At 71.7% G+C, this 21,876-nt stretch carries 24 protein-coding genes; 13 read left to right on the top strand and 11 right to left on the bottom strand.

The features are described 5' to 3' along the window. Window positions 1–8 precede the first annotated feature (8 nt). The 6 genes from H5965_RS00120 to H5965_RS00095 form a co-directional block, all read right to left on the bottom strand. Window positions 9–1,193: a cytochrome P450 gene (locus tag H5965_RS00120; RefSeq protein ID WP_310967017.1), complete on the bottom strand. Its 1,185-nt coding sequence runs from the start codon at window positions 1,191–1,193 to the stop codon at window positions 9–11. Window positions 1,194–1,202: 9 nt separating this feature from the next. After that, on the bottom strand, window positions 1,203–2,663 hold the full coding sequence (locus tag H5965_RS00115) for a bifunctional 3-(3-hydroxy-phenyl)propionate/3-hydroxycinnamic acid hydroxylase (RefSeq protein WP_310967016.1): 1,461 nt from the start codon (window positions 2,661–2,663) through the stop codon (window positions 1,203–1,205). After that, window positions 2,660–3,001 (bottom strand): DoxX family protein, encoded by a 342-nt coding sequence (locus H5965_RS00110; RefSeq protein WP_310967015.1) that lies wholly within the window; start codon window positions 2,999–3,001, stop codon window positions 2,660–2,662. The genes H5965_RS00115 and H5965_RS00110 overlap by 4 nt, the downstream gene beginning before the upstream one ends. Then, window positions 2,998–4,875 (bottom strand): acyl-CoA synthetase, encoded by a 1,878-nt coding sequence (locus tag H5965_RS00105; RefSeq protein WP_310967014.1) that lies wholly within the window; start codon window positions 4,873–4,875, stop codon window positions 2,998–3,000. The genes H5965_RS00110 and H5965_RS00105 overlap by 4 nt, the downstream gene beginning before the upstream one ends. Beyond that, window positions 4,872–5,801 carry a fumarylacetoacetate hydrolase family protein gene (locus H5965_RS00100; RefSeq protein ID WP_310967013.1) on the bottom strand — a complete coding sequence of 310 codons (930 nt, stop codon included), beginning with the start codon at window positions 5,799–5,801 and terminating at the stop codon, window positions 4,872–4,874. Before H5965_RS00100 ends, H5965_RS00105 begins: the two co-directional genes overlap by 4 nt. A gap of 73 nt (window positions 5,802–5,874) precedes the next feature. Further along, on the bottom strand, window positions 5,875–6,999 hold the full coding sequence (locus tag H5965_RS00095; RefSeq protein WP_310967012.1) for a VOC family protein: 1,125 nt from the start codon (window positions 6,997–6,999) through the stop codon (window positions 5,875–5,877). A 136-nt stretch (window positions 7,000–7,135) separates the two neighbouring features. On the opposite strand from H5965_RS00095, the gene H5965_RS00090 reads away from it, so the two are divergent. The 3 genes from H5965_RS00090 to H5965_RS00080 all read left to right on the top strand — a co-directional run bounded on the left by H5965_RS00090 (window position 7,136) and on the right by H5965_RS00080 (window position 9,527). After that, window positions 7,136–7,792 carry a TetR/AcrR family transcriptional regulator gene (locus H5965_RS00090; RefSeq protein ID WP_310967011.1) on the top strand — a complete coding sequence of 219 codons (657 nt, stop codon included), beginning with the start codon at window positions 7,136–7,138 and terminating at the stop codon, window positions 7,790–7,792. Between the two features lie 184 nt (window positions 7,793–7,976). Further along, window positions 7,977–9,137: a right-handed parallel beta-helix repeat-containing protein gene (locus tag H5965_RS00085; RefSeq protein WP_310967010.1), complete on the top strand. Its 1,161-nt coding sequence runs from the start codon at window positions 7,977–7,979 to the stop codon at window positions 9,135–9,137. Window positions 9,138–9,251: 114 nt separating this feature from the next. Further along, window positions 9,252–9,527 (top strand): YggT family protein, encoded by a 276-nt coding sequence (locus tag H5965_RS00080; RefSeq protein WP_176175160.1) that lies wholly within the window; start codon window positions 9,252–9,254, stop codon window positions 9,525–9,527. On the opposite strand, the gene H5965_RS00075 is transcribed toward H5965_RS00080, so the two are convergent. Beyond that, window positions 9,524–10,183, bottom strand: coding sequence for a TetR/AcrR family transcriptional regulator (locus H5965_RS00075; protein ID WP_310967009.1), 660 nt, complete (start codon window positions 10,181–10,183; stop codon window positions 9,524–9,526). The genes H5965_RS00080 and H5965_RS00075 overlap by 4 nt on opposite strands. 115 nt (window positions 10,184–10,298) lie before the next feature. On the opposite strand from H5965_RS00075, the gene H5965_RS00070 reads away from it, so the two are divergent. Continuing rightward, entirely contained in the window at window positions 10,299–11,528 is a 1,230-nt protein-coding gene (locus H5965_RS00070; RefSeq protein WP_310967008.1) for an FAD-dependent monooxygenase, read from the top strand. A gap of 4 nt (window positions 11,529–11,532) precedes the next feature. Further along, on the top strand, window positions 11,533–12,495 hold the full coding sequence (locus H5965_RS00065; RefSeq protein ID WP_310967007.1) for an MCE family protein: 963 nt from the start codon (window positions 11,533–11,535) through the stop codon (window positions 12,493–12,495). A gap of 53 nt (window positions 12,496–12,548) precedes the next feature. Here the strand turns inward: H5965_RS00065 and H5965_RS00060 are convergent, their stop codons facing one another. Then, window positions 12,549–12,929, bottom strand: a complete 381-nt coding sequence (locus tag H5965_RS00060; protein WP_310967006.1) for a PaaI family thioesterase — start codon at window positions 12,927–12,929, stop codon at window positions 12,549–12,551. 62 nt (window positions 12,930–12,991) lie between these two features. Here H5965_RS00060 and H5965_RS00055 point away from each other — a divergent pair, with 62 nt between their 5' ends. Then, window positions 12,992–13,354 (top strand): MarR family winged helix-turn-helix transcriptional regulator, encoded by a 363-nt coding sequence (locus tag H5965_RS00055; protein WP_310967005.1) that lies wholly within the window; start codon window positions 12,992–12,994, stop codon window positions 13,352–13,354. A gap of 6 nt (window positions 13,355–13,360) precedes the next feature. Here the strand turns inward: H5965_RS00055 and H5965_RS00050 are convergent, their stop codons facing one another. After that, window positions 13,361–14,092 (bottom strand): class I SAM-dependent methyltransferase, encoded by a 732-nt coding sequence (locus tag H5965_RS00050; protein ID WP_310967004.1) that lies wholly within the window; start codon window positions 14,090–14,092, stop codon window positions 13,361–13,363. After that, on the bottom strand, window positions 14,089–15,009 hold the full coding sequence (locus tag H5965_RS00045; RefSeq protein WP_310967003.1) for a PAC2 family protein: 921 nt from the start codon (window positions 15,007–15,009) through the stop codon (window positions 14,089–14,091). Before H5965_RS00045 ends, H5965_RS00050 begins: the two co-directional genes overlap by 4 nt. A 173-nt stretch (window positions 15,010–15,182) precedes the next feature. Here H5965_RS00045 and H5965_RS00040 point away from each other — a divergent pair, with 173 nt between their 5' ends. The 7 genes from H5965_RS00040 (at window position 15,183) to H5965_RS00010 (ending at window position 20,223) form a co-directional block, all read left to right on the top strand. Continuing rightward, window positions 15,183–15,692 (top strand): PH domain-containing protein, encoded by a 510-nt coding sequence (locus tag H5965_RS00040; protein WP_310967002.1) that lies wholly within the window; start codon window positions 15,183–15,185, stop codon window positions 15,690–15,692. A 110-nt stretch (window positions 15,693–15,802) separates the two neighbouring features. Next, window positions 15,803–17,263, top strand: a complete 1,461-nt coding sequence (locus H5965_RS00035) for a PH domain-containing protein (RefSeq protein WP_310968452.1) — start codon at window positions 15,803–15,805, stop codon at window positions 17,261–17,263. Window positions 17,264–17,340: 77 nt separating this feature from the next. Beyond that, window positions 17,341–18,033 carry a family 16 glycoside hydrolase gene (locus H5965_RS00030; protein WP_310967001.1) on the top strand — a complete coding sequence of 231 codons (693 nt, stop codon included), beginning with the start codon at window positions 17,341–17,343 and terminating at the stop codon, window positions 18,031–18,033. Window positions 18,034–18,154: 121 nt separating this feature from the next. Then, a complete protein-coding gene (locus H5965_RS00025) occupies window positions 18,155–18,940 on the top strand; it encodes an IclR family transcriptional regulator (RefSeq protein ID WP_310967000.1) in 786 nt (261 codons plus the stop codon). A gap of 31 nt (window positions 18,941–18,971) precedes the next feature. Beyond that, the gene (locus H5965_RS00020; protein ID WP_310966999.1) at window positions 18,972–19,475 is read left to right on the top strand and encodes a GNAT family N-acetyltransferase; all 504 of its coding nucleotides are present in this window, start codon (window positions 18,972–18,974) and stop codon (window positions 19,473–19,475) included. A 134-nt stretch (window positions 19,476–19,609) separates the two neighbouring features. Further along, on the top strand, window positions 19,610–19,807 hold the full coding sequence (locus H5965_RS00015) for a hypothetical protein (RefSeq protein ID WP_004561810.1): 198 nt from the start codon (window positions 19,610–19,612) through the stop codon (window positions 19,805–19,807). After that, window positions 19,807–20,223, top strand: a complete 417-nt coding sequence (locus tag H5965_RS00010; protein WP_310968451.1) for a VOC family protein — start codon at window positions 19,807–19,809, stop codon at window positions 20,221–20,223. The genes H5965_RS00015 and H5965_RS00010 overlap by 1 nt, the downstream gene beginning before the upstream one ends. 253 nt (window positions 20,224–20,476) lie before the next feature. Here H5965_RS00010 and H5965_RS00005 read toward each other — a convergent pair whose 3' ends face one another. Beyond that, window positions 20,477–21,745, bottom strand: coding sequence for an aminotransferase class III-fold pyridoxal phosphate-dependent enzyme (locus H5965_RS00005; protein ID WP_310966998.1), 1,269 nt, complete (start codon window positions 21,743–21,745; stop codon window positions 20,477–20,479). Window positions 21,746–21,876 lie beyond the last annotated feature (131 nt).

Genomic DNA, 21,876 nt, shown 5'->3' with positions numbered 1-21,876 from the left:
CCTTCCTTTCAGGCCGGGATGAGTTCGAGCGGGAGCCGCCCGAGGCGGTGGATGATGTTGTTGCGCGCCCACTCGGGTGGGCCGGCCGGCTCGATCTTGTCGACGCGGGCCACCAGCGCGCGCAGCATTGCCTGGGTTTCCAGGCGGGCGAGGCCCTGTCCGGCGCAGCCGTGCGTGCCGCGGCCGAAGCCGAGCTGGCGGGCCGCGTCACGGCGGATGTCGAACGTGCCGGGGTCGTCCCACTCCAGCTCGTCGCGGTTGGCCGACGCGTAGAGGACGAGGACCCGGGAGCCCGCGGGCAGGGCCGTGCCGGCCACCTCGGTGTCGCGCGCGACCTTGCGGCTGAAGGCGCGCAGCGGGGATTCGAACCGGACGACCTCGTTGACCGCGTTGGGGATCCGGCCCGGGTCGTCCTTGAGGAGCCGCCACTGGCCGGGGTGGGTGGCGAACAGGTGCAGGGCGCTCGCGATCGCGCTGAGGGTGGTGTCCAGGGACGGCGCGAGGTAGTCGATCATCAGCGCCGGGCACTCGGCGTGGGCGAGTTCGCCGGCGTCGGCCGCGCGCAGCAGGTCGTCGCCCATGCTGCCGGGCAGCACCTTCCGCCGCTTCGCGACGGTGTGCGCGAACCGCGTCATGCCCAGGCCGGCCGGTACCGCCTGCACCGCCTGGCCGTTCAAGGGACCGAGGATGTCGAAGGTGGCCGCGCCCCACCGCAGCAGGTTCTCCCGCCCCTCCACCGGCCAGCCGACGAGGTCGGGGACCACCGCCGCGGGCAGTGCCGCCGCGACTTCGACGCCGTCGACGGTGCGCTGGGCGACTGCGGCGTCGACGATCTCGGCCGCTTGGCGTTCCACGACGTCCGTCATCGCGCGCAGGGCCCGGGGCGTGAGCCGGTGGGCGACCAGGGCTCGGCGGCGGGCGTGGTCTTCGCCGTCGCTGTTGAGCGTCGTGCCGCGGGAAAGCCGGTTGGCGACGGCATTCAGGGCCACGCCGTCGCCGGAGACGAAGGTCTTGTCGTCCAGCAGCACGGCCTTGCATTCGGCGTAGCGGGGCAGTGCGTACACCTTGTGCTTGGGCAGCCACACCACCGGACCGAGTTCGCGCAGGTCCGCGTAGTGCGGGTACGGGTCGAGGATCGCTTGCGGGGAATAGATGTCCGGCCGGTACACCGGCACTTCGTGGCGTCGGGGCATCGTCGCTCCTTATCGGGGGTACCGGCACCGGGAGAGGCTGTCGCCGGCGCTCAGCACCGTGCCGTCCGGACGGACGACGGCCGCGCCGGTCCGCAGCCAGCGGTGCAGCTCGCCGGAACGCCGGGTGGGGACGAGGACCGCGCCGGACTCCCGGATGGCGGCTCGCTCGGTCTCCGACGGCGTGTTCGTGGTGACGACGGCGAAGCGGCCGTCGACGACGTCGTCGAAACGGGTTCCGTCGTCGAGGAGGGCGTTGGGGCACAGCCGTCCCGCGGCCGTCCGCCCCAGCCGCGGCCGCACGACGAGGTCCGACCGGTGCAGGGCGGGCGTCGCGCTGTCGAGGACCCGGCCGTTTAGGCGCGGCGCGACCACCCGGCGGATGAGGTTGCCGATGCGGCCGCCTTCGGTCATGGCCTTGCCGACCAGCACCGCGCGCCGGATCATCGCGCGGGCGTGCGGCTTGCGTTCCACCTCGTAGGTGCCGAGCGCGGACGCGGGCAGGGTGCCGTCGAGGACGCCGGCGAGTTTCCAGGCCAGGTTGACGGCGTCGCGCAGCCCGGCGCCCATGCCCTGGCCGATGAACGGCGGGGTGAGGTGGGCGGCGTCGCCGAGCAGGAACACCCGGCGGTCGCGCCACCGGTTCGCGAGCTGCGCGCGGAAGGTGTACTCGGCGACGCGGACGATCTCCAGCTCGTCGGCCGGGATTTCTCTGGTCCACGGCGCGATCAGCGGGTGCAGCCGGCCGAGGTCGTCGAAGTCGCCGGCGGTCTCCCCCGGCAGCAGCCGGAATTCCCAGCGGTAGCGGGTTTTCCCGATGCGCATGTAGGTCGCGGCGCGGCCGGGGTCGCAGACCTGGTGCACGCCTTCCCATGCGCCGAGATCGGCGGTGGTGGCGATGTCGGCCACCAGCCAGCGCTGGTCGAACTTCAGGTCGGCCATCGTCGCGCCGATCGCCGTCCGGGCGAGGCTGTTGGCGCCGTCGCAGCCCAGGACGTAATCCGCGTGGATCGTCTCGCGCGTGCCGGTGCCGCGCTCGGCGGTCTCGACCCGCACGCCGGTTCCGTCCTGCCGGATACCGGTGACCTCGGTATTGCCGCGCACGGTGACGGCGCCGAGCGTCTCCAGGTGGGTGCAGAGCAGGTGCTCCAGGTCGGGTTGGTCGAACATGTTCGCCTCGGGGTAGCCGTGCCGGCCACCGCCGGGCGAACGGCGGAACTCGGCCAGCACCCGCAGGTCCGGATCGAGCAGCCGCAGCCCGTGGCACGGCCGGGAGATGGCGGCGAACGCCCCGGCCAGCCCGAGCCGCCCGAGGATGCGGTGCACCTCGTCGTCCAGGTGCACCGCGCGGGGCTGCGGGTAGACCGACTCCCAGCGCTCCAGCACCAGGCACTCGACGCCGTACCGGCCGAGCAGCGCCGCGGCGGTCAGCCCGGTCGGGCCCGCGCCGACGATGACGACGGGGACCTTCACGGCGACACCCCGAGGGCCACGAGGTAGCCGGCGACGAGCACCGCGCAGACCAGCGCCGGGACGAGGTCGCGGCCTCGGTCGTGGTTGCGCACGTGCGTGACGACGGCGCCGGCGAGCAGGAGCAGCAGGCCGGCTCCGGCCAGGGCGCCGAGCACCGGCACCGTCAAGCCGAGCAGGAGCCCGGCAGCTCCGGCGATCTCCAGCACGCCGATGCCGCGGTAGGCCGTGACGGAGAACCCGGCGTGTGCGGCGCGTTCCCGCATGGGTGCGAGCGCGAACAGCTTGGCCGCCCCGAACAGGACGAAGACGGCTGCCACGAGGACGGACAGGACGATCACGAGTCTCCTCGGAAGGTCAGACGGGTGGGGACGGTGTAGCGGCCGAGGGCGGCCCTCACCTTCGGTTCGTCCACATCGGACGGCAGGCTGATCGTGGCGGTCACCGTGCCGTCCTCGATCACCGCGTCGACGGTCACTCCGTCGAACGCCGCCAGTGCCTCGGTGATCGCGCGGCGGGCCGCATCGGCGCGCAACGCGAGCTTGTAGGGCTTGCCGACGTCGGTGACCGGCAGGGCATCGAGGACGGTGACGTCTTTCGGCGCGGCGGCCCGCTCGGGTACCCGGCCGGCGGCCCAGGCGAGCAGTTCGGCCTCGCTCGCCGTGGCCCCGGGCGCGAGGGTCACGTACGCGACGGGCACCTCCCCGGAATGCTCGTCCGGACGGCCGACCGCGCCGGCCGCGGTCACCTCGGGGTGGGCGAGCAAGGCGTCCTCGATCAGCGCCGGGTCGATGTTGTGGCCGCCGCGGATGATGAGGTCCTTGGCGCGGCCGGCCAGGTGCACGAACCCGTCGGCGTCCAGCCGAGCCAGGTCGCCGGTGTTCAGCCAGCCGTCGCGGAGTTTGCCGAGGCCGTCCAGGACGTACCCGGTTTCGGCACGCCCGACGACGTAGCCGGGGAACACGGTGGGGCCGCTGATGGCCAGCACCCCGGTCTCGCCGCGGGGCAGCTCCTCCCCCGTTTCCGGGTGGACGACCTTCATCCGCTGGTAGGGCAGGCGCTGCCCCACGCTGCCGGGGCGCGGGGCGTCGGGGAAGCTGCGCGCGCTGGCGCAGGTGGCTTCGGTCAGCCCGTAGCCCTCGACCAGCGTGACGCCGGTGTGGCTCTGGAAGCCCTCCCGGACGGCCGCGGGCAGCGGCGAGGCGCCGACCATGGCGTGGCGCAGGCTCGAGATGTCGGCGTCGACCGGGCACTGCGCGAGCACCGCGTACACGGTCGGGACGGCGCTCATCGCGGCGATCCGGTGGTGCTCGACGATCTTCCAGAACTCCCCGTACAACGCCGGTTCGCGGTAGCCGAGCGGACCGGCCCACACCGCGTGCTGGCCCTTGAACAGCGGCGCCAGCAGCGTGACGACGAGCGCGTTGACGTGGAACAGCGGCAGCGCCGCGAAGACGACCGCGCCGGGGTCGAGCACCGAGTTCGCCGCGATCATCCACGCGTCGGCGACCTCGTTGGCGTGCGTGTGCGCGGCGAGTTTCGGCGCTCCGGTGGTGCCGCCGGTGTGGAACAACGCGGCCAAGTCCGACGCCACCGGGGCTTCACCGGCGAAATCGGAGGAGTCCATTGTGGTGGAAAGCCCGGCGAGGTAGCCGACGTGCACACCCTCGATGGCCGGCAACGCGGCCGGTTCGCCGGTCGCGCCGGTCGGGCGCAGCACGAGGACGACGTCCAGCTCGGCGGCCAGCGCCTGCGCGGTGTCCCAGGTTTCCGGCGCGAGTTCGGGTCCGGCGGTGATCAGCACGCGGGCGCCGGACCGGCGGAGCAGTTCGGCGAGGTGGTCGCGGGACAGGCCGCCGTTGAGCGGCGCCGCGATCCCGGCCAGCTGGGCGGCCAGGGTCGCCGGGACCAGGTCGGCACAGTTGGGCGACATCAGCGCGACCGCATCGCCGCGCCGGATCCCGAGGTCGTGCAGCAGGTTGGCGTAGCGGTGGACGTCGGAAAGCAGCTCGCCGAACGTGCCGCGGACGGGCTCGCGCCACCGCGCGGCCTCGGGCAGCACGGTGGTCGCCGGGTGCTCCGGCCACCACGCGGCGGCCCGCTGCAGCAGGGCGTACGTCGACTCCGGCAGACCCCGTTCGGCGAGCGGGACGGCCTCGATCGCGGCCAGGTCGGTGGGCCCGGCACAGCGCGGCCACAGGGAAGCGCCGGTCATCGCTTGTGCCTCACGACCGTGCGCTGGGTGCCCAGGTCGAGAGCACCGTCGTCGGTGGCGACCGACGCCTCGACGACGTCGCCGTCGGCCAGGTACTTCGGATTCTTCGCCTGTCCCTTGAAGAACAGCTTCCACTTCAGCGCCGGGGGCAGGAGCGCGGCGAGCTTTTCCACGACCTTCGGCGGCGCGGACAACGCGGTGCCGGCCGGCGTTCCGGTCAGCACCAGGTCGCCGGGATCCAGACGCTGGAACCGGGTCAACGCCCGCAACGCTTCGAGCGGGCGGTAGATCATGTCCTCGCCGACGACCGAGTCCTGCCGGACCGAGCCGTTGACCGACAACCGCAGCCGCAGGTCGCCGAACCGCTCGAGCTCATCGGCGTCCAACAGCACGAGAGCGGGCCCGGCCGGGGTGAACGTCGGATAGGACTTGGCTTCGTAGAACTGGGTTTTGGGGAGCTGGATGTCGCGAGCGGAGACGTCGTTGGTCACGACCAGGCCCGCGACGTACTCGCTCAGCGAGGGGATGTCGGTGCCGACCGGGATCTCGCGGCCGATGACCAGCCCGATCTCCACCTCGTAGTCGAGCAGCCGCACGTGCGACGGCTTGACGACGTCGTCGAACGGGCCGCTGATCGAGCCGGAGGTCTTGCGGAAGAACGTCAACGGCACGGTCTTCGGGTCCATCCCGGAATCCGTGACGTGCGAGGCGAAGTTCGTCATCTGGGCGACGACGCGGCAGGGCGCGGTGACCGGCGAGACCAGGACGAGGTCCTCGACGGAGTCGGTCGCGGGCCCCGCGGCGGCGATCGCCGTGCGGTCGGCGAGCAGCTCGCCGGTGGTCTTCGCGGCCGTGGGGATCTTCGCCGCGCCGTCCGGGGTGGCGAGGTACCAGGCGTCGGCGGTGCGCAGGACGGTCGGACTCATGCGCACACCTCGCTGACGCTCGGTGCCGCCTGAGCCGGAAGCGCTGTGTTGAATGATTCACTCGCAAGCTCGTTCATGAGCGGGCCACCTTCAGCAGGCCCAGCAGGCGCCGGGCGTCGAATTCGTTGTCTTCGCGCAGGGCGGTGAACATCGCGCGCAGTTCGCGCAGGGATTCCTTGCCGGGCTTGACGCCGAGGAAGTCGGCGGTCGCGGGCGGCCCCCACTGGGCCAGCCCGGAGGCGGTCAACGGGGCCCAGCCGGGTTCCAGGGTGCTGTCGAACAGGTCGCCGTCGCTGAAGTGCTCGACCATGAACCCGTCCGGATCACGCCAGTAGTCGAACAACTGGCTGCCCTCGATGTGCCGCCCGATGCCCCACGAGTGGTGGTAACCGTGTTCGCGCAGGTACTCGCCGCCCGCGGCCAGCGCGTCGAGGTCGGTGACCTGGTACGCCGAGTGCACGTACCGGTCGGCCGGGCCGAGCAGCAGGGCGAGGGTGTGGTGGTCGGCCGGGGTGGCGCCGCGGTCGCACCGGATGAAGCTCATCACCGGCCCGCGCTCGCGCCGGCCCGGGTGGTACAGGAAGTCGCTGACGATCAGGCCCAGGTGTTCCAGGTACCAGTCCAGCACCGCGCGGTAGCGGGTCGTCTGCAGCACCACGTGCCCGAGCCGCTGCGTCAGCGCGGGTGCTCTGGGCGGGCGTTGCGTGGCATTGACCCGCCGGGCTTCGTGGCCGAAGTTGAGCAGGTGCGGCTCCTGCGGCGGCAGCGCGGGCAGCTCGTGGGTGTCCGAGACGACCCGGACCCGCAGGCCGCTCGGATCGGGCAGGTCCACGACGACGCCGCCCAGCGTGTCCGGCAGCCGGGCGACCGGCCGCCCGGTGGCTTCGGCCAGCCGCAGAACGTCGCCCGAGGTGGCGGCCAGGAACGCCGGCCCGAGGAACTTCGACCGGGCGCCCCTGCGGATGAGCACGCACGGCGCGCCGGCGTCGGTGCCGCGCAAGTGCAGCTCGCGGCCGGTGCTGAGCACGGTGGTGAACCCGAAAGCCCTGGCGAACACCTCCGCCCGCTCCAGGTCCGGCTTTTCGAACTCCAGCCACGCCAGGTCGTGCACCTTGATCACCGGGTTCGCCGCCCGGCCGGGGTGCTCACCCGCGAGCGCGCCGCGCTCGCTGTGCAGCCCGCTGTGCGGATCTCCCACGGCTGCTCCCTCCATCGACGTTGATGACGACATCGTCAGTTACGAGCATCTCCTCAGTCAAGAGTTTCTGACGAATTCCTCAGCAATGACGTAATGCGCTAGGATGCGGCCACGACCAGCGAAGACGGGAGCACGGATGCCGGAGCACGTTCCGAGCCGGCTGGAACGGCGCAAGGCACGCACCCGCGCGGCGCTGATCCGGGCGGCCCAGGCCCTCATCGCCGAGGGGAAGACCGCAGTGCCGATCCTGGAGATCACCCAGGCCGCGGACGTCGGGATGGGGTCGTTCTACAACCACTTCGAGACGAAGGAGCAGCTCTACCAGGCGGCGGTCGAAGACGCCCTCGACGTCCACGGCGCCCTGCTGGACGAGCTGACCACCGGCCTGGACGACCCGGCGCAGGTCTTCGCGCAGAGCTTCCGGCTGACCGGGCGCCTGCACCGGCGGCACCCCGAACTCAGCAAGGTGCTCCTGCACCACGGGCTCGAGCTCGCCACCTCGGAGAGCGGACTCGCTCCCCGCGCCCGCCGCGACATCGAGGCCGCCGTGCGGGCCGGCCGCTTCACGGTCACCGACACCGAACTGGCCATGGTCACGGTCGCCGGCACCGCACTCGGCCTCGGCCACCTGCTGCACTGCCGCCCCGAACGCGACGACGCCGCCACGACCGACCAGGTGGCCGAGGACCTGTTGCGCATGCTCGGCCTCAGCGCCGCCGAAGCCCACGAGGTCTGCAGCCGTCCGCTGCCCGACCTCGACACCTTTGCGACCGGGCCGGGCACCGCCGCCTGAACCTGGACTCGGGGAAAGCCACGTGGTTATCGCGCCCTGAAAGCGTTTTCAGTACAGACGACCCGCTTGGCCCACTCGGGCCGCCGCTACCCGGTGCTACCGTCGCCTCACCGGAAATCCCGCTCCTCCTGGGAGCGCTCTCGGATCCGGGTGTCCGACAGTTCTTGCCCGCAAGGAGGCGTGCATGAGTTCGTACGGAAGCATCAAGAAAGCGCTTACAGCAGCCGCCGCGCTGGTCACGGTGGCCGCGCTGGCTCCGCCGTCCGATGCCGCGGCCACCACGCTTTACGTGGCGCCCAACGGCAAGGACTCCGCCGCCGGGACGCAGGTGGATCCGACCACCCTGCCGTCGGCCCTGAGCCGGATCGGGTCCGGTGGCACCATTTCGCTGCGCGGTGGCACCTACTCCTACAGCCAGACCGTCACCATCGCGCCCGCCAACAGCGGCACTTCCAGCGCGCGCAAGACGCTCTCCGCCTACCCCGGCGAGACGCCCGTGCTGAACTTCTCGGCCATGAAGGAAGACCCGGCCAACCGCGGTCTCGCCGTCAACGGCTCCTACTGGCGCGTCGCCGGGATCGTCGTCGAACGCGCCGGGGACAACGGGATCTTCGTCGGCGGGAGCAACAACGTCATCGAGCGCGTCGTCACCCGCTTCAACCGCGACTCCGGGCTGCAGATCTCGCGGATCGCGTCGAGCACGCCGAAGGACCAGTGGCCGTCGAACAACCTCGTCGTGAGCTCCGAATCGCACGACAACGCCGATTCCGACGGCGAGGACGCCGACGGGTTCGCCGCGAAGCTCACCGCCGGGCCCGGGAACGTCTTCCGCTACGACGTTTCGCACAACAACATCGACGACGGCTGGGACCTCTACACCAAGACCGACACCGGCCCGATCGGCCCGGTGACCATCGAAGACTCCCTCGCCTACGCCAACGGCACCCTCAGCAACGGCACCGTCAACAAGAACGGCGACCGCAACGGCTACAAGCTCGGCGGCGACAAGATCGCGGTGAACCACGTCGTCCGGCGCGACATCGCCTACCGCAACGGCCACCACGGCTTCACCTACAACAGCAACCCCGGCTCGATGTCCGTCACGGACAACGTCGGCATCGACAACGCCGAACGCAACTTCTCCTTCGACACCGGGACTTCGGTGTTCCGCAACGACACTTCATGCCGCTTCGCCAGTGGTGGCTCGAACGACAAGACCGTCGGCAACGTCGACAGCTCGGACCAGTTCTGGACCGGCAAGAACGGGTCCCGGTGCTCGTCCTACGCCGGCACCATGAGGTGGTCCTTCGCCTCCGACGGCCGGCTCGTGGTGACCTTCGGCTGATCGCTACCCGCGGTGACCGCCGTCACCCGATCCTGTCGAAATCCTGTGAACCGGACAGAACTGGCACTCCCGGCTCCCCTCGCGCGTTCTCGGGGTAGGAAGAACGGAGGGGCCATGGGTGCGCTAGGGACGCTGCTCGGGTTCGCGCTGAGCCTGTACCTGCTGGTGCTGGTCGCGCGGATGGTGCTGGACTGGGTCGCGGTGGTGGGCAACACCCCGCCGTGGGCGCGGCGCGCCCGTGGCCTGGCCTACGCCGCGACCGAACCGGTGATCGGGCCGGTGCGGCGGGTCGTGCGGCCGGTGCGGATCGGCGGGATCTCGCTCGACCTGGCCTTCACGCTCGTCTTCATCGGCGTGATCGTGCTGCGGAGCATCGTGTACGCGCTTTAAAGCGTGCCGCGGAAGCTCGAGGACAGCCGGTCGACGCTGCGCTCGAGCTCGGCGCGCAGCCCGCGCAGGTCGACGCCGTCGGGGTCGATCAGGGCCTGCATCGAGATCCCGCGCAGCTGGGCCAGCAGCGCCGAAGCGTAGGAATCGGGGTCGCGGACACCGGTGATGGACCCGTCCGCGACCCCGCTGGCCACGGTCTGCGCGATGGCGAACCGGAACCGGCGGTCGGCCTCGGTCAGCGCGCCGCGCAGGGCCGAGTACTCCGCCGCCGCGTCGCCCCACAGGGCCAGGAACGCCTGGTTGAGCGTCGGCATCGTGCGGATCAGCTCGAAGATGATGTCCAGCAGCGCGCGCAGCATGTCCATCGGCGTCGCGTTCGCCGATCCGGTCCGGGCCGCGACAGCCTCGCTGTAGGCGTCGGTGAACGCCTCGACGGCGTGCTCGACGAGCCGCCGCCCGAGCCCGTCCTTGTCGCCGAAGTACTGGAAGACGACCGAACGCGCGTAGCCGGAGCGGGCGCAGACGCCGCCGATCTTCAACCTGCCGAAGCCCTCTTCGGCGATCAGGTGTGCAGCGGCATCCAGGATGCGTGCCTCGACGACGCCGTCGCCGTCCTCCTGGATCCGGCCTTCGGCGGCGCGGTCCACCCGGGCCATGTTAGCGACTGCAACCGCGCGGCACTGGCCGAGCCGTCAGCGGATCGTGCGAAGACGGTAAGCGGTCGCCCGCAGTCTCGGTGCCGGCAGCCACCGACCCGAGAGGAACCCCCCGATGACCACCAGGACCGTGCTCGTTTCCGGGGCCGGCATCGCCGGCCCGTCCGCCGCCCACTGGCTGCACCGCGCCGGCTACCGCGTCACCGTCGTCGAGTCCGCGCCCGCCCCGCGGCCCGGCGGCCAGGCCGTCGACTTCCGCGGCGAGCAGGTGAAACTGCTGGCCGCGATGGGGGTGCTCGACGAGGTCCGCCGGTACGAGACGGCGATGGGCGACCAGACCGTGCTCGGCCTCGACGGCCGTCCCGCGCTGACCGTGCCCGGCGCCGCCTGGAGCGGCGAGGTCGAGATCCTGCGCGGCGACCTCGCGCGGATCCTGTACGAGCACACCGCGGACCACACCGAGTACGTCTTCGGCGACCGCGTCACGAGCCTCACGGAGACGGCGGCCGGCGTCGAAGTCACTTTCCGCCACGGCGCACCGCGGACGTTCGACCTGGTCGTCGGGGCCGACGGCGTGCATTCCGGCGTCCGGGCCGCCGCCTTCGGGCCGGAACCGGACTTCCGGCGCGACCTCGGCTTCGGCATCGCCGGGTTCACCGCGCCCAACCACCTGGGGCTCGACCACACCAGCGTCCTGTACAACGAGCCCGGCCGCGGCCTGATGGTGAGCAGCCACCGGTTGCCGGACCGGCTGCACGTCGGCCTGGTGTTCGCGGCGGACGGCGTCGAGTTCCACCGCCGCACACCCGCCGAGCAGGGTGCGCTGCTCGCGCAGCTGTTCGCGGACACCGGCTGGGAGACGCCGAAGCTGCTCGAAGCGCTGCCCGCGGCCGACGACCTGTACGTCGACTCGATCAGCCAGATCCACCTCGACCGCTGGTCGAAGGGGCGCGTGGTGCTCCTCGGCGACGCCGCCTGGTGCGCCGGGCCGGGCGGGTCCGGCACGGGGCTGGCGATGATGGGCGCCCAGGTGCTGGCGGGCGAGCTCGCGGCGGCGGGCGGCGACCACGTGACGGCGTTCGCGAAGTACGAGCGGCGGCTGCGCAAGCCGGCCGCGGTCGGGCAAAAGAATGGCAAGGGGTCCGGCAACTTCCTCGCGCCGCGCACGGCCGCGAAGATCCGCAGCCGCAACCGCGCCTACCGGATGCTGAGCACCCGGCTGTTCGGCGGCATCTTCGCCTGGATGACCGACCGCGCGGCCAACGCGCTGGAGTACCGCGAATACCCCGATTCCTCTCATCGGGGGACTCGGCTGGCGACCCGGCGTGAGGTGGGTCACTCTTGACGCCATGTCAAATCCGGTCAGGACGGCCGTCGCGGGCCTGGCCGTGCTGGCCTTGGGCGTGGTGACGGCGTTGAACGCGCGGTCGCTTCCGGTGCTCGGCGACGGGACGACCTACGCGGCCGAGTTCACCGAAGCGGCCGGGCTGAGCGCCGGCAACGACGTCCGCATCGCCGGCGTCGAGGTGGGGCGCGTGTCGGACGTGCGCCTGCGCGGCGACCACGTGCTGGTTTCGTTCCGGGCCAAGGGAGCTTGGCTCGGCGACGCGACGGGCGCGGCGATCCGGCTGAAGACGGTGCTGGGCCAGAAGTACCTCGCGCTCGATCCGCAGGGCGAGGGCACGCTCGACCCGGGGTCGCCGATCCCGCGGTCGCGCACGACGGTGCCGTACGACATCCTGGCGGCGTTCGGGGAACTGTCGTCCACAGTGGACCGGATCGACACCGCGCGGCTGGCTCGCAGCTTCGACACGCTTTCGTCGACACTGGCGAACACGCCGCAGAGCGTCCGCGCCGCCCTCACCGGGCTATCTCGGCTTTCGGACTCGCTCGCCTCGCGCGACAGGCAGCTGACTGCGTTGCTGGGCAACACGCGCGTGATTTCGCAGACGCTCGTCGACCGCGACGCGGCGGTGCGCCGGCTCCTGGAGGACGGCAACGAACTGCTCGCCTCGGTGAGCAACCGCGAGGCGGCGATCAGCCGGTTGCTCGACGGCTCGCGGCGGTTGTCGTCGGAGTTGTCGGGGCTCATCGGGGAGTCGCCGGTCGAGCCGTTGCTGACCCAGCTGGACCAGCTGACGTCGATGCTGCAGCGCAACCAGGACGCCCTGGCCGCGGGGATCCGGGGGTTCGCGCCGTTCGTGCGGCTGGGGACGAACCTCGCGGGGAACGGGCGCTGGATCGACGGGTACCTGTGCGGGCTGGTGCTGCCTTCGTTCGGGCCGCTGAACGAAGAAGGCTGCCACGGCTAGGGTCGGAAGCCGGCAGGGCCGGTGCTCAGCGAAACACCGTAACCAGCCACTGATCAGTCGTGCACCACCCGGGCGCTTCCTTGCGCAGCGGCGCACAGCACGGGCTCCCGACCTTCGTCCACTGTGTACAGATCACACCGGCAGGTGGCTGCCGATCGCCCCGCTCGCAGCACGACAGCGCGGGCCCGCAACACCGCCCCCACCGCCGGTCGCAGGTAATCGATCGTGAACCCGGCCGTCAGCAACGCAGGCCCCAGGACGGTTCCGGCAGCGAACGTCAACGCGTTGTCGGCGGCATACGCCAGCACGCCACCGTGGAGGAACCCGTTCTGCTGCTTCAGCTCCTCGCGCACCTCCAGCTCCAGCGTGGCCGCGCCGTCGCCGAACTCGGTGAGCCGTGCGCCGAGCAGGCGGCTGAACGGCTGCCCGGCCAATCCCGCCCGAACCCGACCAGCGCCTGTTCTTCCTCCTCCAGCAAGCCGCCCACCGGCTCCGCGTGGCCGCCGACCGGCGCTGCCTGGCCGCCGCCGGAATCACCACCGCCCAGCTCGGCGCCCTGTTCGCCGTGCGCGAAGGCGGCCTGACCCAGCGAGAGCTCGCCGCGCGGCTCGGTCAGCGCGAATCGGCCGTGACCGCCATGGTGACCCGGCTGGTGGACGCCGGCCTCGTCGGCAAGAACACCCATCCGCACGAGCACCGCGCGGTCGTCCTGGAGCTGACCGCCGCCGGCGAGGACGCGCTGGTCCGCGTCGCGCCGGAGATCGAGGAATTCAACGCGCAGCTGCGCGCGGTACTCGGCGAGGCCGGCTTCCGGCAAACCGCCGAAGCCGTCGGCAAGCTGGCCCGCCGGGAGTGGTGAGCCGAGCTAGGCCACGATCAGCCGGAAACCCGCGTCCCACTCCGGCAGATCGAGCAGGTCCGCGTGGTCCGCGTGCCACCGCCCCGACTCCAGGTCCTCCCGCAACCGCGCGATCCCCCGCGAGACCGCCGCCGGCGAGGTCTGGGCCAGGGCCGAGCACGACTGGCGCACCCCCGGGTCCAGGTACGCCTCCGGCCGGCGCCAGTACGCCGGGAACACTCCGTCCGTGAAGTCCCACGGCACCGGCAACGGCACCACCGCCGACGCCCCGAGGAAGTCCGCGATCTCCGGCGCCGAAGGGCGGGACGCTTCCAGCGCGGCGACCTCCGGCACGTACTCCCGCACGAACCAGAACTCGCTGTGCAACGCCGTGTCGTACGCCAGGACGACCTGCCGGGCCGCGACCCGGCGCAGCTCGCGCAACCCCGCGCGCCAATCCGGCCAGTGGTGCACCGTCAGCACCGCCAGCGCCGCGTCGAACGTGCCCGGCGCGAACGGCAGCGCCTCCGCGACCGCGCGGACCACCGGCGCCGCCCCCGCCGCGCGCTGCCGGATCATCTCCGCCGACGGCTCGACCGCCACGACGTGCCGTGAAGGCGGTTCGTACGAGCCCGTCCCCGAGCCGACGTCCAGCACCGAAGCCGCGGGACCCAGCGCCGACAGCACCGGCGAGAGCCAGCGCGGGTCCGTCCGCCGGCCCCGTGCGTAACCGACGCCGATCTCGTCGTATCGCGTCATCCGCGCTCGGGGCCGTCGCCGCCGTTCTGCTCCGCGAGGAACCTTTCGAACTGCGAACCGAGCTCCTCCGCCGTCGGCATGTGCTCGACCGACTCCGCCAGCAGGCTGCCGCGGTCGGACGCCTCGATGAACGTGTCGTACTGCCGCTCGAGGGCGCGGACGACGTCGGCGATCTCGTCGGACTCCGCGACCTGCCGGTTGATCTCGGCGTCCGCCAGGTCCGCGGCCGCGCGCAGCTCGCCCTCGGGCAGGCTCAGCCCGGTCGCCCGGCTCAGCGCGTCGAGCACGATCAGCGACGCCGCCGGGTACGTCGACTGCGCCAGGTAGTGCGGCACGTGCGCGGCGAAGCCCATGGCGTCGTGGCCCCACTCGCCGAGCCGGTACTCCAGCAGCGCGGCGAGGCTGCCCGGCACCTGCAGCCGGTTCGGCAGCTGCTGGTTGTCGACGACCAGGTCCTTGCGGGTCGCGTGCGCGGTGACGCCGAGCGGGCGGGTGTGCGGCGCGCCCATCGGGATGCCGTGGAAGCCGGCGGTCAGCCGGACGCCCCAGCGCTCGACCAGGTTCCGGACCGCCGCGCTGAACCGCTCCCAGTCGTGGTCCGGCTCCGGGCCGGACAGCAGCAGGAACGGCGTGCCGTCGGCGTCGTGCAGCAGGTGCACCACCAGCTCGGGCGCGTCGTAGTCCTCCCAGTGGTCGACCGCGTAGGTCATCGTCGGCCGCCGCGAGCGGTAGTCGATGAGCCGGTCGACGTCGAAACGGGCGACCACCCGGTGCTCGCCGCCCAGGAGGTGCTCCGCCAGCAGACGGCCCGCCGAGCCGGCGTCCATGAACCCTTCGAAGTGGTGCAGCAGCACCGCCCCGGTCAGGTCGGGGACGTCCGAGTCCACCTCGTACAGGTCGTCGGGATCGAGTCCCACCTGATCCTCCTGCTCGCCGCTATACCAATCCGTCAAGCACAACACACCCCGGGTGGGATTCCATTCCGCCGACGGTGTCGCCGATCGTAACGCCACGCGATCGAGGCCGGTTCGGATCGCCATCGTGACAACTGTCGTGGGCGCGCAAGGCACCGATCGGGCACGCTTGACCCGTGAGCGAACACACCACGAACACGGCGCTGCGGCTGCGGCCGCCGGCGCACCGGGTCAGCCGCCGGGCCATCGGCTACTGGACGGTGACCGCGTCGATCCTGTGGATCATCCTGGTCGGGGTGCAGACGCTCATCGTCGTGACCAGCGACGACGCGCCGTCGTTCCTGACCGTGACCCTGGTGCTCTCCTGCGTGCTCGGCCCGCTGCACCTGATCGTGATGCCGCAGTGGCGCTACCGGGTGCACCGCTGGGAGGTCACCGACGAGGCCGTCTACACCCAGGCGGGCTGGCTGAAGCAGGAGTGGCGGATCGCGCCGGTTTCGCGGATCCAGACCGTCGACATCGAGCGCGACCCCTTCGAGCAGCTGTTCGGACTGGCGAAGATCACCGTGACGACGGCGTCCGCGGCGGGCCCGCTGCGGATCTCGGGCCTGGCGCACGACCGCGCGCTCGCCCTGGCCGACGAGCTCACGAAGACGACCCAGGCCGTCCGGGGCGATGCGACGTGAGCCCCGCCGACGCACTCTTCCCCGCGGAGGCGGCAGAAAGCACCGCCGAAGTGCTCACCCCGCCCGCCGAGGGCACGCAGGACGCGCCGTGGCACCACCTCGACCGGCGCATGCTGCTCATCCGCCCGGTGCTGGACCTGGTGAAGTCGCTGCCGGTGCTGCTGGGCGCGCTGCTGTTCGGCCACGGCGAACCGTGGCAGTGGATCGGTCTCGTGTTCACCGCGATCGCCGTGTTCACCGGCGTCTCGCACGTGCTGACCTCCCGCTACCGGATCACCGAGGCGCAGGTCGAGTGGCGCACCGGGCTGCTGCAGCGCAAGCACCGGGCCATCCCGCGCGACCGGATCCGCACGGTCGACGTCACCTCGGAACCGAAGCACCGGCTGTTCTCGCTGGCCGCCGCGCGGATCGGCACCGGGCGGCACTCGCACGGCAAGGGACCGGGCAAGGACGAGCTCGTCCTCGACGCCGTCACCATCGCCGAGGCCCAGCGGCTGCGGACGCTCCTGCTGCACCGCAAGGCCGAAGCCGTCTCCGAAGAGGCCGCCGCGCCGCCGGAGCAGCTGATCGCCGCGGTCGACAAGCGGTGGCTGCGGTACGCGCCCTTCACGCTGTCCGGGCTGGCCGTGGTCGGTGCGGCGGTCGGCACGGTCTACCACTTCGCGCACGAACTGCACTTCGACCCGATCCAGTTTTCGCTGGTGCAGGCCGTCGTCGGGCACTTCGCCGACACCCCGGTGTGGCTGAGCCTGGTGCTCGCCGCCGCCGGGCTGCTGGTGCTCGTCTCGCTGCTGTCCGTCGGCGGGTACGTCCTGTCGTTCTGGAACTTCCGGCTCACCCGCGAGCCCGCCGGCACGCTGCACATCCGGCGCGGGCTGATCACCACGCGGTCGGTGTCGATCGAGGAGGACCGCCTGCGCGGCGCCGAAATCCGCGAGCCGCTGCCGCTGCGGCTGGCCGGCGGCGCCCGCTGCGTCGCCATCGCCGCCGGCCTGCGGGAGGGCAAGAGCGCGGATAAGGGCGGCAGCCTGCTGCTGCCGCCGGCGCCGCTGGCCCGCGCGCACGAGGTCGTCGCCCGGGTACTGGGCGAGGACCCGGCCGCGACGCCGCTGGTGCGCCACCCCCGCCGGGCGCTGTACCGGCGGCTGTCCCGGGCCGTGCTGAGCGTGCTGCTGCTCGCCGCGGCGCTCTACGGCCTGGCGTGGCTCGGCGCGCTGCCGGATTGGCCGTGGCAGGTCGCGCTGGTGCTGGTGCCGGTCGCCGCGCTCGTCGGCTGGGACCGCTACCGCGGCCTCGGCCACGCCCTCACCGGCCGGTACCTCGTGACGCGGTCGGGTTCGCTGGACCGCGGCACGGCCGCCGTCCGCTGCGACGGGATGACCGGGATCGTCGTCGAACGCTCGTACTTCCAGCGCCGGGCCGGGCTGGTCACGCTGATCGCGCCGGTCGCCGCGGGCAAGGGCAGGTACCAGGTGCTCGACGTCGGCGAGGCCGACGGGCTGGCGCTCGCCGACCGGGCCGTCCCCGGCCTGCTGACGCCGTTCCTCACCGGTGACCGGGACCGCGGTTGACGCCCGGCCCGGGCCGCTCCTAACGTGAAAATCCGCCGTCCGAACCCTCGATTCGCGTTCGACGAGAGGACGGCAGGATGTTCCGGAAGCTTCTCGGTGTGGTGGCCGCGGGGATCGTCGCGGCTTCGGTCCCGGCGCCGGCCGCGGCGGCCGAAAACCCTTATGGTGACCCGAATCTGGTCTCGATGTTCGACGGAACCGACCTGAGCGCGTGGACGTCGTCGAAAGCCGGGCTCTGGTCGGCGAAAAACGGCGTCATCCACGGCAATGGCACCGCGCGCGGCTGGTTGTACTACAACAAACAGCAGGTCGGCACGTTTCGGTGGATATTCAATGTGCGGCAGGTCAAGGGCAACCACAAACCGACCGTGCTGATCTGGGGCACCACCGACCCGATCCGCGACGCACTGAGCGCCATCCAGTTCCAACCGCCGAACGGGGGACATTGGGACTACCGGCCGGGGCACAACAACGGCGGCGGGAAACTGTTCCGGCAACTGCCGCACACCAGCATCGACATCAAGAAGTGGGCCCAGTGCGAGCTGATCGGCGACGCCGCCACCGGGGTCGCGCGGATGGCCTGCTGCCCGCTCACCGGCACGGCGATCACCTGCAAGGGCGTGGAAGTGCTGCAGTTCACCGACAAGACGGCCGGGCGCGTCGGCCCGCTCGCGCTGCAGGTGCACAACTCGGGGATCCAGGACGAGTACCGCGGCCTGTACGTGGAGTCACCCGTGGTGACGAAACCGGGCGAGTTTCTCACCATGTGACGTCCGGTGCGCCGGCGATGGCTCTATTCCGGGCCATTGCTGGCCTTCCTTTCACACTACGTGCTAATTTATTCACCCCGTGTGATAGCGAAGGTCGTTTTTGTCTCACCGAGAGGTCACGATGACGCCTGCCGTCAGTACCGTCGACGGTTCCGCCACCACTTCCCCCCGGCGCACCCCCGGTGCCAGCAGTTCCCGCAAGGTCCTCCAGTTGCTGCTGGCCTTTTCGGAGCGCCGGTGGGAGGCGAGCGTCGCCGAGCTGGCCGCGACGATCGGCACCCCGGTGGCGACGACCTACCGGTACGTGGCCCTGCTCAAGGAGCTGCAGCTGCTCGAGGAGGGCCGGGCCGGGCACTACCACTTGACGAGCCAGGTGATGCCGCTGGCGCGGGCCGCCCAGCTCGCCAACGACATGGTGCAGCTGGCGCGGCCGGCCATGGAGGAGGCGGCGCGGGAGCTCGGCGAGACGGTGATGCTGTTCCAGCGGTTCGGCGACGCCGCCGTGTGCGCGGACCGCGTCGAGTGCGACCGCGCCATGCGGTTCACGTTCGAGCCGGGGCATTCGCTGCCGCTCGGCGTCGGCGCGTCCGGCAAGATGCTGCTCGCGCTGCTGCCGGAGATCGAGCGCGACCAGCGGTGGGCGTCGATCGTCGCGCAGCGCGGCGCGGCGGTGCGCGACGAGCTGAAGCAGGCGCTGGAGAACCGGTACGCGGTCAGCTCCGGCGAGCTCGACGAGGGCGTCTGGGCCTGTTCGGTGCCGGTGCAGACGATCGGCAGGCGGCCCACCGTGCTGAGCCTGGCCGGCCCGGCCGCCCGGATCACCGAAGAGGCCCGGCAGGCGGCGATCACCGCCCTGCAGGAGTACGCGATCCGCATCCAGCGGGCGATCGCGTCTTATTCGCTGTGAGAAATCCGCGCGGGCGCGTAGAACTGCCCGGGTGATCCGGCTCGCGCGTCCCGACGACCTGCCCGCGCTCATCGACGTCGAGCGCGAGGCGGGTGCGCTGTTCCGCGACGTCGACATGGCGGCGATCGCCGACGACGACCCGGGTTCGGTGGAGTCGCTGGCGGTTTTCCAAGCGGCGGGCCGCGCTTGGGTGAGCGCCGACTCCGCGGACCGGCCGGTGGCCTACCTGATCGCCGAGGTCGTGGACGGGTGCGCGCACATCGAGCAGGTGTCGGTCCGGCCGTCGCACGCGCGGCGGGGAATCGGCCGCGCGCTGATCGAGACGCTGGCGGAGTGGGCCCGTGCGCGCGGATTGCCGGCGTTGACGCTCACGACGTTCGAAACCGTGCCATGGAACGCGCCGTACTACGAACGACTGGGGTTCCGGGCCGTCCCGGAGGCGGAAATCGGCGACGGACTGCGCTCGATCCGCCGGGCCGAGATCGCCCGCGGCCTCGACGCCTGGCCGCGTGTCGCCCTGATTCGCCCGCTCTGACCTGGCCTTTTGCCCGTTGGTCCCCTAGTTGAGGGAGAGAGTGGCGCGGGCGGTCGAACATGTGTTCTACTGTGCCTTGCCGGTCCCGGAGGGGGAAGCTCCGAGGGCCGGCCCACCAACTTCGGGAGGTAGTCGTGGCGGTCAAGATCACCCACCTGACGAACGGCCAGCAGGTCCGGTTCGCCAACGCGGACGGGGCCCGCCGGTACGCCGAGATCATGGGCGGCGGCGTGGACAAGTGGCGCTTCACGGTCGTCCCCGAGGACCCGATGCTCCGGAAAATGTCGGACTCCGTCGTTAACGTGCCGGTATGGCGCATGACTTCCAGGTAGTGGTGGATTCGGCCGACCCGCACGCGCTCGCCGACTGGTGGGCCGAGACGCTCGGCTGGTCCGTGGAACCGACGGACGCGGACTTCGTCCGCGAGATGATCGCGAAGGGGTACGCGACGGAGGAGGAAACCCGCACGTACCGGGGCTCGCTGGTGTGGAAAGCGGGGGCGGGCATCCGGCACCCCGATTCGCCACCGGAGGGCCCGCCACGGCGGATCCTGTTCCAGGAGGTCCCGGAGGCCAAGACGGTGAAGAACCGCCTCCACCTGGACGTGTGGGTGGGCGCGGAGAACGTCGAGGGATCGGTCGAGAAGCTGAAGGCACGCGGCGCGGAGTTCCTGTGGCGGGGGCGGCAGGGGCCACACAGCTGGGTGACGATGGCCGACCCGGAGGGGAACGAGTTCTGCGTTTCGTGAGGCCGGGGCCGGGGCCGGGGCCGGGGCCGGGGCCGGGGCCGGGGCCGGGGCCGGGGCCGGGATGAGGCTAGGTCGGCGGCGGACTGGGGGCCGCCGCCGGCTTGGTGAGTTCCGGTTCCGATCACGCCACTCCCGCGCCGGAGCACACCCACCCCGCGCTGGAGCGCGCGAGTTCCGCTCAGCCGCCACCAGCACCAGCGTCGCGAATGACTCATTCGGGACCTCCGACGTCCCGAATGAGTCATTCGCGACCTCACACCTGCGCCGCCAGGCGGTCCAGCGCCTTCGGCAACGCCGCCGCCAGCAAATCCAGCTCCGGCTCTGCCGCCACCAACGGTGGTGATACCGCCACCCCGCGCCCGAGGTTGCGCACGATCACACCCTCGTCGCGGCAGGCTCGCTGCAGCTTCACCGGTGCCCCGGGGTCGCCGTCGAGCAGCTCCGCGCTCAGTTCCACCGCCGCCAAGAAGCCCAGGCCGGCCCGCACCTCGGCGACCAGCGAATGCCCCGCCACTCCCGATACCGCGTCCGCCAGGGGTTTCTCCAGCTCGCGGCCGCGCGGGATCAAGCCGTCGCGCTCGTAGATGTCCAACGTGGCCAAGCCCGCCGCGCACGCCACCGGGTGCCCTGCGTACGTCGGGCCGTGGCGGAAGATCGGAGCTCCCGGCGCCCCCGTGAAGAACGGCGAAGCCACCTTCGGCGCCACCACCAGCGCTCCCAGCGGGATCGTTCCGCCCGTGATGCCCTTCGCCGTCGTGATCATGTCCGGTTGCACCGGCCACCGGTCGATCCCGAACCACGTCCCCAGCCGGCCCCAGGCCGCGATCACGCAGTCCGCCACGAACAGCACCTCGTGCCGGCGGCAGATCGCCGCCACCTCCTCGAGGTAGCCCTCCGGCGGCAGCAGCACGCCGCCCGCGCCGATCACCGGCTCGCAGAAGAACGCCGCCACCCGCGACGCGCCCACGCGCTCGATCTCCGCCTCCAGCGCCGTCGCATCGTCATATGCCACGTGGGAAAACGAAGGCGGCTGCGGGCCCACCCCCGCCGCGTTCGCCGGGATGCCGCCCACCGCCGTGCCGAAACCGTGGGTTCCGTGGTAGCCCTGCGCCCGGCCGATCACGTGGACCTTCTCCGGCCGCCCCGTCTGCGCGAAGTACGCGCGGGCCAGCTTCACCGCCGTGTCGATGACGTCGCCGCCGCCCGAACCGAAGAACACCTTCGACCCCGGCTCCGGCGCCAAGGCCGCCACCCGGTCCGCCAGCTCGATCGCCGGGCGGTTCGCGTTGTAGCCGAACAGGTTCCACGAGTCGAGCTCGGACAGCTGGCGGGAAACCGCTTCGGTGATCTCGGGACGGCCGTGGCCGAAGTTCGCGTACCAGAGCGACGCCGTCGCGTCGAAGTACCTGCGGCCGGTGTCGTCCCAGATGTACGAACCCTCGGCCCGGGTGACGACCATCCGGTCACCGTCGACCGCGCCCATGTCGGCGAACGGGTGCCACAGGGCGTGCTGTGCTGCCATCGGTCCTCCATAAGATTGTTGGTGTTCAGGACGGGTTGTCCTGGATGCCCAGGGCGATGGGGTGTGGCTGATCGGTCCTTGCCTTGTGTGGTGGCTTCTGAGGAGTGGCCGCCCTGTCGTTCTGGACGCCC

The organism is Amycolatopsis sp. 505 (assembly GCF_031625235.1).
In the GTDB taxonomy this organism is placed as follows: domain Bacteria; phylum Actinomycetota; class Actinomycetes; order Mycobacteriales; family Pseudonocardiaceae; genus Amycolatopsis.
This window is presented reverse-complemented; position numbering and strand designations above follow the sequence as displayed.

Coding starts and splice junctions, on each gene's coding strand:
- H5965_RS00120 (WP_310967017.1), bottom strand. CDS start 1,193: ATGCCCCGACGCCACGAAGTGCCGGTGTACCGGCCGGACATCTATTCC.
- H5965_RS00105 (WP_310967014.1), bottom strand. CDS start 4,875: ATGACCGGCGCTTCCCTGTGGCCGCGCTGTGCCGGGCCCACCGACCTG.
- H5965_RS00100 (WP_310967013.1), bottom strand. CDS start 5,801: ATGAGTCCGACCGTCCTGCGCACCGCCGACGCCTGGTACCTCGCCACC.
- H5965_RS00090 (WP_310967011.1), top strand. CDS start 7,136: ATGCCGGAGCACGTTCCGAGCCGGCTGGAACGGCGCAAGGCACGCACC.
- H5965_RS00085 (WP_310967010.1), top strand. CDS start 7,977: ATGAGTTCGTACGGAAGCATCAAGAAAGCGCTTACAGCAGCCGCCGCG.
- H5965_RS00080 (WP_176175160.1), top strand. CDS start 9,252: ATGGGTGCGCTAGGGACGCTGCTCGGGTTCGCGCTGAGCCTGTACCTG.
- H5965_RS00075 (WP_310967009.1), bottom strand. CDS start 10,183: ATGGCCCGGGTGGACCGCGCCGCCGAAGGCCGGATCCAGGAGGACGGC.
- H5965_RS00070 (WP_310967008.1), top strand. CDS start 10,299: ATGACCACCAGGACCGTGCTCGTTTCCGGGGCCGGCATCGCCGGCCCG.
- H5965_RS00065 (WP_310967007.1), top strand. CDS start 11,533: ATGTCAAATCCGGTCAGGACGGCCGTCGCGGGCCTGGCCGTGCTGGCC.
- H5965_RS00050 (WP_310967004.1), bottom strand. CDS start 14,092: ATGACGCGATACGACGAGATCGGCGTCGGTTACGCACGGGGCCGGCGG.
- H5965_RS00035 (WP_310968452.1), top strand. CDS start 15,803: ATGCTGCTCATCCGCCCGGTGCTGGACCTGGTGAAGTCGCTGCCGGTG.
- H5965_RS00030 (WP_310967001.1), top strand. CDS start 17,341: ATGTTCCGGAAGCTTCTCGGTGTGGTGGCCGCGGGGATCGTCGCGGCT.
- H5965_RS00025 (WP_310967000.1), top strand. CDS start 18,155: ATGACGCCTGCCGTCAGTACCGTCGACGGTTCCGCCACCACTTCCCCC.
- H5965_RS00005 (WP_310966998.1), bottom strand. CDS start 21,745: ATGGCAGCACAGCACGCCCTGTGGCACCCGTTCGCCGACATGGGCGCG.